The sequence below is a fragment of the Buttiauxella sp. AC142 genome (assembly GCF_979253435.1).
This window is the reverse complement of the sequence record NZ_CEEDCH010000001.1, coordinates 1,985,382-1,997,845: the sequence shown is the minus strand read 5'-3', so window position 1 is coordinate 1,997,845 and position 12,464 is coordinate 1,985,382. Positions and strand designations below refer to the sequence as shown.

Here is a 12,464-nt window from a genome sequence, read left to right as displayed (position 1 = left end):
ACGAATGCCAATGAAAGGTTATTTCATTTATTATCAATTGTTTGTGGTAAGCCCTGAATAGAAACGGGAGTAATTGAATGTCAAAGGTGCATAATAATCGCTGATGTCGTAGCCGTTATCGTCATTCGGCGATTTGTACATCGGGCAGATCCAAATTAGATCGATTCCGAGGTCTTTGAGGTAATCGAGTTTTTCGGTGATTCCGTTCAGGTCACCAATGCCATCGCCGTTGCTGTCCTTAAAACTGCGCGGATAAATCTGGTAGGCCACCGCCTCTTTCCACCAGCTCGCCATCGTTTACCTCCCGATTAATAAAGCAAAAGATTCATAAGGTTGCAGCTCGAGACTCACCGCCAGCTGGTCGCGCGGTGCGTAGTTGCTGATCAAACATTCACCGTGCCAGTTCTGCATTTCAGGCGGAATGTCGAGCGTCAGGTGCTCGGCGGTAAAGTTGTTGACCACCAGCAATCGCTCGCCATCAAGTGTCCTCAGCCAGGCAAACACCTGCGGATGCTCACGCAAAACAGGCTGGAAATCGCCGTAAACCAAAACCGGGTACTGTTTACGCAGCGCCACCATTTTCTGGTAATGCCAAAGAATTGAATCCGGTTCCGCAAGGGCTGCGGCCACGTTGATCTCGCGGTAATTCGGATTCACCGCAATCCACGGCGTGCCCGACGTAAATCCGGCATTCGGGCTGGCGTCCCACTGCATCGGTGTGCGGGCGTTATCGCGCCCGTTAGCATGAATGCCGAGCATCATCTCTTCATGGCTCACGCCTTGCGCCAGCCGCTCGTGATAAAGATTCAGGCTTTCAATGTCGCGGTATTCGTCGATGTTCCCGAACCGCACGTTGGTCATGCCAATCTCTTCACCCTGATAGATATACGGCGTGCCCTTCAGGCAGTGCAGCGCGATGGCGAGCATTTTTGCCGAAGGTTCACGAAACGCCCCTTCGTCGCCAAATTTAGACACCGCGCGCGGTAAATCATGGTTGCTCCAGAACAGTGAATTCCAGCCCTGATGCGCCAGTGCGGTTTGCCACTTCTCAATCACCGCTTTGAAACTTGCCAGTTCAAACGGCTTGCTGCGCCATTTCCCGGCGTGCTCATCCCAGAACTGTTTGATGTGGTCGAACTGGAAAACCATGGAGAGTTCTTCGCGCTCGGCCCCGCTATACAGCAGCGCGTCTTCAGGCGTGGCACTCCAGGCTTCACCGACGGTGACGGTGTCCCCTTTGCCAAAGGTGGCGCGGTTCATCTGGCGAATCAGCATGTGCAGATTTTTGCCGTTCGCCATAATCTGCGCGTCCACTTCTTTACCAATCAGATCGATAACGTCCATGCGGAAACCGCCGATACCTTTCGCCAGCCAGCGGTTCATCATGGCGTGAACTTCATCGTGAACGCGCGGGTTGTCCCAGTTGAGATCCGGCTGACGCACAGAAAACTGGTGCAGATAATATTCGCCGCTGGCCTCGTCAAACGCCCAGCCGCTACCGCCAAAGTACGAGCGGAAATCGTTCGGCGGGCCGCCATCTGCCGCAGGTTTGCGCCAGATATAAAAATCACGGTACGGGTTATCTTTCGATTTCAGCGCTTCGATAAACCAGGGGTGTTCATCAGAGGTGTGGTTGACGACTAAATCCATCAGGATATGAATATCGCGCTGTTTCGCCTGCGCAATCAGGGTTTCCATCTGCGCCATGGTGCCAAATTCGGCGGCAGCCGTTGTCATCCATCGGCGAGCGGTACACTGGCGAGAGCCAAATCAGGTTGATGCCAAGCTGTTGCAGGTAGTCGAGTTTACTGATGATGCCATTGATGTCGCCGATACCATCACCGTTGCTGTCCATAAAACTGCGCGGATAGATTTGGTACACCACCGCATTGTGCCACCATTTTTTTTCCACTGATTTCTCCTTTTTTGTCGAGCGCCCTCACCCTAACCCTCTCCCCAGGAGAGGGGATCTTATGTTTTCTCCTTCTCCCTCACGGAGAAGGCTGGGATGAGGGTGAAATTCGCACAAACGCCCGCCCGTCACTGTTAAACAAGTAGCAATTCTCAGGCGGCAGCCGCAGGCCGATGCGTCGGTCAGCTTTTATCTCAAGCCTGAAAGTATGGCGCATCACCAGCGGTTCGCTACCGTAACCGCTATTTACGTAGAGCAAAGTTTCGTTGCCCATTTGCTCAACAAACAACACTTCCGCTTCAATGTCTGCCTGCGCCAGTTCGGTTATCTGAACATGTTCGGGGCGAATACCGAGGCGCACAGCTTGCCCTTCAGGTACACCAGCCCCGTTCATCGGCAGCGAAATAAGCTGGCGGTTTTCCAGCATTACATCCGTGCGCTGGGCGTTGCCGCTCACCAAAACGCCGGGGATCAGGTTCATTTTTGGCGAGCCGATAAACTGGGCGACAAACACGTTGGCCGGGCGGTCGTACAACTCAAGCGGCGTCCCAACCTGCTCGATTTGCCCTTGATTAAGCACCACGATGCGGTCGGCAAGCGTCATCGCTTCGACCTGATCGTGGGTGACATACAAAATCGTGGCATTAATCCGTTTGTGCAGGGCGGCGATTTCCATACGCATCTGCACGCGCAGCGAGGCATCAAGGTTTGAAAGCGGTTCATCGAACAAAAACAGGCTCGGCTCGCGCACAATCGCCCGCCCGATAGCCACACGCTGGCGCTGGCCGCCGGAGAGATCTTTAGGTCGCCGGTCGAGCAAATGCTCGAGCTGCAAAATACGCGCGCTTTCCCGCACTTTTTCGTCGATGGTTTTGACGGGCAGTTTCGCCATTTCCAGCGCAAATGCCATATTCTGGTACACCGTCATATGCGGATAGAGCGCGTAGGACTGGAACACCATGCCGATGCCGCGCTCTGACGGAGAATCGTCGTTGACGCAAACCCCGTCGATACGCATCTCGCCGCCGCTTATCTCTTCAAGACCCGCCACCATGCGTAGCAGCGTTGATTTCCCGCAGCCGGACGGCCCCACCACCACCACAAATTCGCCGCTGTTGATTTCCAGATCGAGCGGTTTAATCACCTCTGATGCCGCGCCGTAGCGTTTTTGAATTTTATTGAGTACGAGTTGCGCCATGGTTATCCCTTAATCGCTCCACTGGTAAGCCCGCTGACAATGCGTTTCTGGAAGATAAGCACCAGCACAATAATCGGCAGCGTCACCACCACTGACGCCGCCATAATGCTGCCCCACGGCAGCTCAAAGGTTGACGCGCCGCTGAACATACTGATGGCGACAGGCACCGTGCGTTTATCGCCAGAAATAATAAATGTCAGCGCGAACATGAACTCATTCCACGCGCCGATAAACGCCAGCAGCCCAGTGGTGACCAGTGCGGGGGCGAGAATCGGGGCAAACACCCGGCGGATAATGGTCCAGGTTTTAGCGCCATCAACAATTGCCGCCTCTTCCAGTTCAACGGGAATCGACTTCATAAACGTGGTGAGCACCCAAACGGTGAACGGCAGCGAAAACGTGGTGTAAGAGAGCACCAGCGCACCGAGCGAGTCATAAAGTCCGAGAAAACGCACCAACTCAAACATGCCGGTCAACACCGCCACTTGCGGGAACATCGAGACACACAAAATGGTGAACAGCAGGAATTTACGGCCACGGAACGGCACGCGTGCCAGTGCAAAAGAGGCGGTAATCGACACCAGCAGGCAGATGCCAACGGTTATCGTCGCCACCAGCACCGAGTTAAGCAGGCTGCGGGCGATGCCGTTATCCACCAGTGCGGTGACGTAGTTTTGCCAGTGCCAGCCGCTGGGTAAATAGGCGGGTAAAAACAGCTCCTGCCCGGTGCGAAGTGAGGTGATAATCGCGTAGTAAAACGGGAACACGCAAAACAGCACCGCAAAAGTCGCCCCGGCATAAATCACCAGTTTGTGGGCAAAATTGCGCTGCCGACGGGTTATTTTCATCACCGCTTCTCCTTCTCGTTTAAACGTGAGACGCGGATAAAGCAGGCGGCAATGCCTGCCACCATCATAAATACCAGCACCGATGCCGCCGAACCCATGCCCATATCCTGATAGGAAATAATTTGTTCACGGGCGTAACCGGACACCGACATCGTGGCCTCGCTATTGGAGGTCAGCACGAAGATAAGATCGAAAATGCGCATCGCGTCCATCACGCGGAAAATCAGCGCCACAACCATCGCTGGCATAATCAGCGGTAGCGTAATACGTTCAAACCGCTGCCACGGGCTGGCACCATCCACGCGCGCCGCCTCGTAAAGATCGTTGGGAATCAGTTGCAGCGCTGCCAGCAACATCAGCGCCATAAACGGTGTGGTTTTCCAGACATCGGCAATCACCACCGCCCACATCGACAGCGACGGCTCGGCAATCCACGCCAGATGTGCCTGATAACCAAAAATCTTCGCCAGCAAATCGTTCACCACGCCGTACTGATCGTGGAACATCCAGCCCCACATTTTGGCGCTCACAATGGTCGGAATCGCCCACGGCACCAGAATCGCGGTGCGGACTAAGCCCTGTCCACGAAATTTCTGGTTCATTAACAGCGCCAGCAACATGCCAAGAAACAGCTCGATGCCAACCGACACCACGGTAAACCACAGCGTGTTGCCGACAGCCTGCCACCACAGCGGGTCAACCAGCACCCCACTGCTGTCGCCGTCATGTGTGGCGTAATAGTTTGCCAGCCCCACCATCTGGTACTCAGACGGGTTGTCGAGCATCGCGTTGGTGAAGCTGAAAAAGAAGGTTCGCACCAGCGGCCATCCCGCCGCCAGTGCCAGAAGTAACAGCGCTGGCGCCACCAGTATCCACGCGATACGGCGACGCCGTTGTTGATAGCCTGTATGCGCCAATTAATGCCAGTCCTTACCCTTCACGCGCTCAAGGCGTTTTTGCAGATCGGCGACCGCAGTTTTACCGTCGCTACTGCCGTTGAGCACTTTAAAGGTCACGTTAAAGATGGCGTTTGAAACGCGCGGATACTGACTTTTGGTAGCCGTTGCCGGGCGAGGAACCGCATTGGCGAAGATATCCTTAAACATCGTCAGATGTGGTGCGGTTTCCAGAACCGCTTTGTCTTCATACAGGGCCGAACGCGTCGGTGCGAAGCCGAGATATTTCAGCTGCATTTTCTGCGAATCAGCATCGGTGAGGATTTTCAGCAGCGCAATCGCTGCATCTTTGTTTTTGGTATTGGCGTTAACCGACCACTGCCAACCACCCAGGGCGTTGGCTGATTTACCATCCGGCCCGGCCGGAAGTGGTGCTACGCCGACTTTGCCTTTGAGCGGGCTATCAGCACCCTGTGAGAGCAGATACGCGTATGGCCAGTTGCGCATAAACAGCGCGTCGCCATTCTGGAATACCGCGCGCGACTCTTCTTCTTTGTAACCTAACGCCCCTTTCGGCGTGATTTTACCCATCCAGCCTGCGACCATATCCAGCGCAGCCGCCGCCTTTGGATTATTTACGGTCACGTTCCCTTTTTCATCGATAAAGGTGCCGCCGCCATAGGAATCAATCCACTCCAGCGCGTTACAAGTCAGCCCTTCATACGATTTGCCCTGGAAGATCATCCCCCAGAAGTTTTTGTGCCCCGCTTTACGCTCTTCTTCCTGAATTTTGGTGGCGATACGCGTCAGATCCTCCCAGGTTTTCGGCGGCTGCTCGTTGTATTTTTCCAGCAAGTCTTTGCGGTAATAGAGCACGCCAGTATCCAGATACGCAGGCACCGCTTTGACTTTGCCGTTCACCGTGTCATTCGCCCACGGGCCGGGGAAGAAATCGCCTTTCATATCGCCGACGGCGTCGGTTAAATCGAGAGTCTGTTTATCAAGTAACCCCCCCCAGATGGTGTCCGACTGGAACAAGTCCACCGCCTTTTCATCTTTGGCGGCAAACAGTTGCTGGAGCAGAGCCAGCTTTTCGTCAGACGCCGCTGGGAATTCGATAAACTCCAGCTTGTTGCTGGTCTGTTTTTCAAAACGGTCTTTGACGTATTTGCAGTATTCCTTACCGCCAGGCGAGATCGGGCATTCCATGCGCAGGGTATCGGCAAACGCAGCGTTAGAAACGCCCGCAAGCGCAAAGGTAATAAGACTTAACGTCAGCTTTTTCATTGTTTCCTCTTTTGTTCAGACCAAACCGGAGGGAGTGCGTTTTAAACGCACCAATAAAAAAGCTAGTTAACAATCGAACCAGACGGCAACTTAGCTGGCTAATCTTTGTACAAATTCTCGACGTGGTGCACGTAACGCTATTTTTTATTTCACTTTTGCTCAGGACGCGCTATGCGTAGGATACATTCGACTCAATAACCTTATTTTAATTAATGGATTAATTATGACTGTTTATCGTCTGAGTACCCGCATTCACTCGAATGCTCCATCAGACTCCATTCTGTATGATTTATGTATTTACCGGATGGACTCAGAAAGAAAGAGATTCCTGCTTATTGACGTGAAGCAACAACCTATTCAGGCAAATTATGAAACGCTGAAACACTCGACGGATAATATCAGCGAATCACTGACCACTATTTATATTATGGAAGTCACGCTTTACCGTAAAACGATGTTGCATACACACTGTGTTACTGCTTCGCCTTTTACCCGGATGTACACATTAGAAGAGCTTGCATCCGGTAAAGCCTGGTCGTCTGTTAAGCGAGAAAACCCTTGTTATTTTGTCGCCTCAGGAACATCAAAGCTGGAAAGTGAAGGTGGAAATATTGTTTCGGTTAATATTTCGAAGCAAGACAGGCCATTTATTTCTGAACAATATCCTGTTGGAGGCCCACAAGATCCATTTGAGAAAAGTATAATTGAAGAACAGATAAAGAATAGATTTAACCATATTACATATCCCAATCAGAATGTCGGGAGCTTGTGTGGGCCTGCTGCCTTTTTCTAATGTCTGCAATTTGACACTCTGGATTCCCCCTTGCCGGGATCACTATGTGGCAAACGCTAACAGAATGGTTTGAGAAAGCGGGATATATAAAAGTGTTCAGTAATGTCGGAGCTACCCAGGCTGGAATTCAAGGCATGCAAGATTTAAATAACTATGTGCAGAAGGGATATAAAGTTGTTTCACTCATCAATGACAGCTTATTAGAAGGGAGTTCTTCCGAACGGGCGACATATCCTACTCACTGGATTGTCTGGGGTGGCCCGGCTGTTCAGGGAATAGACAGGGCGGTACATCTAAATTTATTTTCATGGGGTCAGATGCAAGATCAGATAAAACCTGGCAAAGATCTCTCTTTTTTCATTAATCGATTTTTCGGAGGGCTGGTTTTTAAACCAATCAAATAAACATGTGGATATTACGTAGTCTTATATTAGGTGGGCTTTTCTGTGTTTCAGCATGCAGCATGTTAAGCCCGAAGGCTGAATATATTCCAGAGGGGGACGAACTAAAAGCAGCCGTCGTTGGCGTTCCTTATCTTTTAAAGATCAACATCCTGGGGGGAAGAGTTATTGACGGATGGTACGAATCCGAACCTGATTACAAACCAGGTTTAGTCACACCTAATGATGCTGGAATTTTCCTTCGCAACTGTCATTTACCCGAGAGCAAAACGGAATCTTTATTGCCTAAGACTCCACTATATAATGGTAATTGTATTGAAGTTTATGGCACTCCTACAAAAGCAGGAGAGCTAAAAATAAAAATTGATGGCGGGATGTACGGCAGTATGATCGCGCCAGCCAGCGAATTTAGCAAAGAATACAAAATAAACGTTATTCAGCCATAAAATCTAACCCCTAAGCAGAAAGGATCTCAGAGAGACCCTTTCTGCTTTTCACTTGTTTACCACTCCACCCATTCCCCGCCACGGTGACTGCTATCGCGCACCGCTTCGATAAACCTCATGCCCGCAAGCCCTTCTGCTATTCCCGGCAAAAGCGGCGCATCTCCGCCGCGAATTTTAACCGCAGCTTCACGGTAGATTTGCGCGAAACCTTCCAGATAACCTTCCGGGTGCCCGGCGGGTGTGCGGCACTGGTGCCGTACGGAATCATGGTTGTTAACACCGTTTCGCGTGACAACGTAACTGTTTCCGTGATGCGGATGAATTTCCAGGATTTCTGGCTGTTGCTGGCGAAAACTGATAGTCGCCCTGCTGCCCACGATGCGCAGACGCAGATCGTTTTCAAAACCGGGCGCTACCTGGCTTGCCCACAAACGCCCACGTGCACCATTGGCGTAACGCATTTCGGCGTACACTTCGTCGTCCAGCACGCGGCCCAGAATGCGCGTCAGCAGTTCTCCACGCAAGGTTTCTGGCTCCATGCCGCTGACAAACGCTGCCAGTTGCCAGGCGTGAGTGCCGATGTCCCCAATCGCACCGGCCCCCGCCATGGCCGGATTTCCGCGCCAGCTCGCCTGTTTGTTGTCGGTCAACTCCAGCCTGTCGTTGAGCCAGTCCTGCAAATATTCTACTTCTATGGCACGAATATCACCGATTTCACTGTTGGCGATGCGCGCTCGGGCTTCGCGCACCATCGGTAGTGCGCTGTAGTTATGGGTCAGAATAAATTGCAGGCCGGATGCGTCGATAACCTGCGCCAGCTCCTGAGCCTCGGCAAGCGTCACCCCGAGCGGTTTGTCGCAGATAACATGAATGCCATGTTGCAGAAATACTTTGGCTATCGGAACGTGCAAATGGTTGGGGGTGACAATCGAGACAACTTCAATGCCGTCCGGCCGCGATGCCTCACGTTCAGCCATCTCCTGCCAGCTGGCATAACAGCGGTCGGCTGCGATAAATAGCGCTTCACCGCTGCGCTTTGCCACTTCCGGTGAGGACGAAAACGCCCCAGCGACCAGTTCGAACTGGTCATCAAGACGAGCTGCAATACGGTGCACACCGCCGATAAATGAACCTTCACCGCCGCCGACCATACCTAAACGAAGTCGTTTCATGGTTACTCCTCCAGCCCGAGCATGCGACGCACCGCTGATTTGTCGCTGTCACGCAGCGCAAAGTCGTCAAAGGCATATTCGGCAACCGGAATAATGTGTTCCGCGATAAATTTCGCCCCTTCGCGTGCGCCCGCATCACCTGATTTCAGACAACACTCCCATTCAAGCGTAGCCCATCCGCTGTAGTCATATTGCGCCAATTTGCTGAAGATCCCGTTGAAATTAACCTGCCCGTCACCGAGGGAGCGAAAACGCCCGGGGCGATCAATCCACGGCTGATAACCCGCATACACGCCGCTTTTTGCCGATGTTTGAAACTCGGCGTCTTTGACGTGAAAGGCTTTGATTCGTCTGTGGTAATGGTCGATAAAACCGAGGTAATCCATGTGTTGCAGCAGCATATGGCTTGGATCGTAGAGAATATTGCAGCGCGGGTGGTTACCAACCAGCGCCAGAAAACGCTCAAACGTGATGCCATCATGCAAATCTTCACCGGGATGCAGCTCAAAACAGACATCAACGCCCGCGTCGTCAAAGCAGTCCAGAATCGGCTTCCAGCGGGCAGCCAGTTCCTGAAACGCTTCATCCAGGAGTTGCTCATTGCGGGGCGGCCAAGGGTAAAAATAAGGCCAGGCCAGTGCGCCAGAAAACGTGGCGTGCGCATTTAAGCCTAAGTTTTGCGAGGCACGAGCGGCTTGTTTCAGGCTATCGACCGCCCATTGCTGACGCGCAACGGCATCGTGCGCCAGTTCCTTTGGAGCGAATCCGGCAAATGCTGCGTCATACGCCGGATGCACGGCCACCAGTTGCCCCTGTAAATGAGTTGAAAGCTCGCTGATTTCTAGTCCAACATTTGCCAGCAGATGGCGAATTTCAGCGCAGTATTCCAGGCTTTCGGCGGCTTTGGCGAGGTCAAAAATATGTGGCAGGTGCGTGGGGATTTGCACCGCTTTGTAGCCCAACCCCGCCGCCCAGGCGGCTAGCGTGTCGAGCGAGTTGAACGGGGGTTTATCGGAAATAAACTGTGAGAGAAATATGGACGGCCCTTTCAGGGTTTTCATTACAACATCTCCTTAATTAAAACCGTGCGTTGCTCGCGAACGGCAAGGTCTGCCGCCAGCACCACGGCCAGGCTTTCAACCGCCTGCTGTTGATGTAACGTCAAATCGCTGTCGTCAAAGATGGCACGGGCAAAAAACTGTTGTTCGAGTTGGCATAAAGCAAAGTGATCGGGTTCATCGCTTGCCGTCACCCATTCATCCTGGTGATTAAATTCGCCCTCGGCGTTTAATTGAGAGTGATGAACACGCAGTGATTCGGTGCGGGTATGGGCTTCAACATTGGCTGACTGCCCTTCGCCCCCAGCTTCGCGGGCGACAATCGACACTGAACCTTGTGGGCCAATCACATCTTTAATAAAGAATGCTGTCTGGCTCATCATCGGCCCCCATCCCGCCTCGTACCAGCCCACGGAACCGTCCTCAAAACGCACCTGAAGCTGGCCGTAATTGAACTGTTCGGGGGCGATTTCGTCAGTTAAACGCACGCCAATGGCGCTCACCGAGTGCGGGCTGGCTCGCGTCATCTGGCACATCACATCGAGATAATGCACGCCGCAATCGACAATCGGCGAAAGCGACTGCATCAGCATTTTATGGGTATGCCAGGCGCTCCCGCTGCTTTGCTGGTTGAGGTTCATGCGCATCACCAACGGTTTGCCAAGCCCGTGCGACAGCTCGATAAACTGCTGCCACACCGGGTGATGGCGCAAAATGTAGCCGACCACCAGTTTTTTACCTGCCAGACGCGCGGTAGCGACCACGCGTTTTGCCCCGCTCACCGTAGTGGCAAGCGGCTTTTCTAAAAATACATGGCAACCTGCGGCAAGCGCCGTCAGCGCCAGCGCTTCGTGGCTGTCAGGCCAGGTGGCGATGCACACGGCATCTGCCTGTGTTTCTTTAATCGCGCGGTGTAAATCTTCAAACAACGGAATATCGGCGGCGAGTTGCGCCCGCAGACGCACCTTTGAATCCCCGCGAGCCACCAGCCCGCAGAGAGTAAATTCGTCCAGGTGCTGATACGCAAGGCTGTGGGCAGCCCCCATATTCCCGCAGCCCACAACCAGCACGCGCAGCGGCTTATTTGCCATGCTGCTCGCCCTCTTTATAGTTGAAACTAAAGAAGAAGATCGCCGCAATCACCACGGCTGCTATCGCTGGCATCCACCAGAATTGTTGCCATTGCAGCAAGCCTTCAGCCCCTTGTGCGGTGACCGAGCGGTTAAATACCGCGCCGCTGATTTGCGAACCGATTAACATCCCCAGCCCGTAAGTGAACAGCACCAGCAAACTTTGCGCCTGGCCTTTCACTTTGTTGCCCGCCACTTTATCGGTATAGATAAAGCCGATAACAAAGAAGAAGTCGTAACACACCCCGTGCAGAATGATGCCGATGTAGATCATCCAGCGTGTTTCTTCGGTGATGCCCAGGGCAAACATCGCGTAACGTGCAAACCATGCCAGCATACCGATAAGCAGCATCATTTTGATGCCCAGGCGGCGGAAGAAGAACGGAATCAAGAGCATAAACAGCAGTTCAGACATTTGCCCTAATGCCATCACGCCGCTGACGTTCTCGAACCCAACGGCGGAAATAAACGGTGCGGCGTAAGCGTAATAAGCCGCCAGAGGAATGGAGATAAGCGTGGCACAGATGATAAACACCATAAAGTGACGCTGTTTAAGCAACGCGAAAGCGTCTGCACAAACCAGGTCACGCATCGAAAGCGGTTTGCCGCGATCCGGCGCGGGGGTATTCGGCAGCGTGAAGCTGTAAATCCCCAATACGACAGAGGCAACCGCTGCCAGGGTGAAGATGCCGGTGCTGTCTGAAAGACCGCTGGTGCCAACAATCAACCCCGCCACAATCCAGCCGATAGTGCCGAACGCACGCACAATCGGGAACCCTTTTTCGCTGTTTGCCAGGCTGTGGAACGCCACGTTATTGCTCAGGGCGATAGTCGGCATGTAGCACAGCATGTAAGCAAAAACGACCCACAACAGGCCGCTCTGCCCGCTTTCAAACATGCCCGGCAGCCACCATAGCAGCGCCGCGCCAATCAGGTGCAACACGCCGAGGACTTTTTGCGAGGCAAAGAAGCGGTCTACCAGCATACCGAGGACAAACGGCGACAATATGGAGGCAATTGGCCCGGTGGAATACGCATCGCCGATTAACGCGCTCAGCCCAAACTTGCCCATCACGACGCCCAGCGTCACATACCAGGCCCCCCAGACGAAAAACTCGAGAAACATCATTAACGACAGGCGTGGAATCACCCATTTATGAGTGACCACTTGTGCCCCAACGGCCGACTGAGAAGACATAAATCCTCCGGTACAGAGTATTGATTTAAGGGTAAGAGTTCTTGTTATGAAATCGATTACATTCGCACTTCATTAAAAATGTAATCGATTTCATGGGGGTTTCCATCATGCTGATGAATTATTTG

At 52.8% G+C, this 12,464-nt stretch carries 13 protein-coding genes and 1 pseudogene; 3 read left to right on the top strand and 11 right to left on the bottom strand.

Annotated elements, in window-relative coordinates; translation table 11 throughout:
• Positions 1-93 precede the first annotated feature (93 nt).
• The 7 genes and pseudogenes from AC0IWZ_RS09205 to AC0IWZ_RS09175 form a co-directional block, all read right to left on the bottom strand.
• Positions 94-294, bottom strand: a pseudogene (locus AC0IWZ_RS09205) (alpha-amylase family glycosyl hydrolase); the annotation flags it as partial.
• 3 nt (positions 295-297) lie between these two features.
• Positions 298-1,707, bottom strand: coding sequence for an alpha-amylase family glycosyl hydrolase (locus AC0IWZ_RS09200; RefSeq protein ID WP_471680494.1), 1,410 nt, complete (start codon positions 1,705-1,707; stop codon positions 298-300).
• A complete protein-coding gene (locus AC0IWZ_RS09195) occupies positions 1,622-1,912 on the bottom strand; it encodes an alpha-amylase family glycosyl hydrolase (protein WP_471677518.1) in 291 nt (96 codons plus the stop codon). Before AC0IWZ_RS09195 ends, AC0IWZ_RS09200 begins: the two co-directional genes overlap by 86 nt.
• A 79-nt stretch (positions 1,913-1,991) precedes the next feature.
• Positions 1,992-3,110, bottom strand: a complete 1,119-nt coding sequence (locus AC0IWZ_RS09190; protein WP_471677519.1) for an ABC transporter ATP-binding protein — start codon at positions 3,108-3,110, stop codon at positions 1,992-1,994.
• A gap of 2 nt (positions 3,111-3,112) precedes the next feature.
• Positions 3,113-3,958, bottom strand: a complete 846-nt coding sequence (locus AC0IWZ_RS09185; RefSeq protein WP_471677520.1) for a carbohydrate ABC transporter permease — start codon at positions 3,956-3,958, stop codon at positions 3,113-3,115.
• On the bottom strand, positions 3,958-4,875 hold the full coding sequence (locus AC0IWZ_RS09180; RefSeq protein WP_471677521.1) for a carbohydrate ABC transporter permease: 918 nt from the start codon (positions 4,873-4,875) through the stop codon (positions 3,958-3,960). The genes AC0IWZ_RS09185 and AC0IWZ_RS09180 overlap by 1 nt, the downstream gene beginning before the upstream one ends.
• Positions 4,876-6,141, bottom strand: a complete 1,266-nt coding sequence (locus AC0IWZ_RS09175) for an ABC transporter substrate-binding protein (RefSeq protein WP_471677522.1) — start codon at positions 6,139-6,141, stop codon at positions 4,876-4,878.
• Between the two features lie 223 nt (positions 6,142-6,364).
• On the opposite strand from AC0IWZ_RS09175, the gene AC0IWZ_RS09170 reads away from it, so the two are divergent.
• Genes AC0IWZ_RS09170 through AC0IWZ_RS09160 form a run of 3 tightly spaced genes read left to right on the top strand, consistent with a single transcriptional unit; the run spans position 6,365 to position 7,781 of the window.
• The gene (locus tag AC0IWZ_RS09170) at positions 6,365-6,934 is read left to right on the top strand and encodes a hypothetical protein (protein WP_471677523.1); all 570 of its coding nucleotides are present in this window, start codon (positions 6,365-6,367) and stop codon (positions 6,932-6,934) included.
• A gap of 44 nt (positions 6,935-6,978) precedes the next feature.
• Positions 6,979-7,338 (top strand): hypothetical protein, encoded by a 360-nt coding sequence (locus AC0IWZ_RS09165; RefSeq protein ID WP_471677524.1) that lies wholly within the window; start codon positions 6,979-6,981, stop codon positions 7,336-7,338.
• 59 nt (positions 7,339-7,397) lie between these two features.
• A complete protein-coding gene (locus AC0IWZ_RS09160) occupies positions 7,398-7,781 on the top strand; it encodes a hypothetical protein (RefSeq protein ID WP_471677525.1) in 384 nt (127 codons plus the stop codon).
• 56 nt (positions 7,782-7,837) lie between these two features.
• Here the strand turns inward: AC0IWZ_RS09160 and AC0IWZ_RS09155 are convergent, their stop codons facing one another.
• The 4 genes from AC0IWZ_RS09155 to AC0IWZ_RS09140 are packed head-to-tail and all read right to left on the bottom strand — an operon-like array spanning position 7,838 to position 12,339.
• A complete protein-coding gene (locus AC0IWZ_RS09155; RefSeq protein ID WP_471677526.1) occupies positions 7,838-8,953 on the bottom strand; it encodes a Gfo/Idh/MocA family protein in 1,116 nt (371 codons plus the stop codon).
• 2 nt (positions 8,954-8,955) lie between these two features.
• Positions 8,956-10,014, bottom strand: a complete 1,059-nt coding sequence (locus AC0IWZ_RS09150) for a sugar phosphate isomerase/epimerase family protein (RefSeq protein ID WP_471677527.1) — start codon at positions 10,012-10,014, stop codon at positions 8,956-8,958.
• Positions 10,014-11,102 (bottom strand): Gfo/Idh/MocA family protein, encoded by a 1,089-nt coding sequence (locus AC0IWZ_RS09145; RefSeq protein ID WP_471677528.1) that lies wholly within the window; start codon positions 11,100-11,102, stop codon positions 10,014-10,016. The genes AC0IWZ_RS09150 and AC0IWZ_RS09145 overlap by 1 nt, the downstream gene beginning before the upstream one ends.
• Positions 11,092-12,339: an MFS transporter gene (locus AC0IWZ_RS09140; RefSeq protein ID WP_034495186.1), complete on the bottom strand. Its 1,248-nt coding sequence runs from the start codon at positions 12,337-12,339 to the stop codon at positions 11,092-11,094. The genes AC0IWZ_RS09145 and AC0IWZ_RS09140 overlap by 11 nt, the downstream gene beginning before the upstream one ends.
• Positions 12,340-12,464: the final 125 nt, after the last annotated feature.

Coding starts and splice junctions, on each gene's coding strand:
- AC0IWZ_RS09185 (WP_471677520.1), bottom strand. CDS start 3,958: ATGAAAATAACCCGTCGGCAGCGCAATTTTGCCCACAAACTGGTGATT.
- AC0IWZ_RS09160 (WP_471677525.1), top strand. CDS start 7,398: ATGTTAAGCCCGAAGGCTGAATATATTCCAGAGGGGGACGAACTAAAA.
- AC0IWZ_RS09175 (WP_471677522.1), bottom strand. CDS start 6,141: ATGAAAAAGCTGACGTTAAGTCTTATTACCTTTGCGCTTGCGGGCGTT.
- AC0IWZ_RS09165 (WP_471677524.1), top strand. CDS start 6,979: ATGTGGCAAACGCTAACAGAATGGTTTGAGAAAGCGGGATATATAAAA.
- AC0IWZ_RS09190 (WP_471677519.1), bottom strand. CDS start 3,110: ATGGCGCAACTCGTACTCAATAAAATTCAAAAACGCTACGGCGCGGCA.
- AC0IWZ_RS09150 (WP_471677527.1), bottom strand. CDS start 10,014: ATGAAAACCCTGAAAGGGCCGTCCATATTTCTCTCACAGTTTATTTCC.
- AC0IWZ_RS09155 (WP_471677526.1), bottom strand. CDS start 8,953: ATGAAACGACTTCGTTTAGGTATGGTCGGCGGCGGTGAAGGTTCATTT.
- AC0IWZ_RS09145 (WP_471677528.1), bottom strand. CDS start 11,102: ATGGCAAATAAGCCGCTGCGCGTGCTGGTTGTGGGCTGCGGGAATATG.
- AC0IWZ_RS09140 (WP_034495186.1), bottom strand. CDS start 12,339: ATGTCTTCTCAGTCGGCCGTTGGGGCACAAGTGGTCACTCATAAATGG.
- AC0IWZ_RS09200 (WP_471680494.1), bottom strand. CDS start 1,707: ATGGCGCAGATGGAAACCCTGATTGCGCAGGCGAAACAGCGCGATATT.
- AC0IWZ_RS09170 (WP_471677523.1), top strand. CDS start 6,365: ATGACTGTTTATCGTCTGAGTACCCGCATTCACTCGAATGCTCCATCA.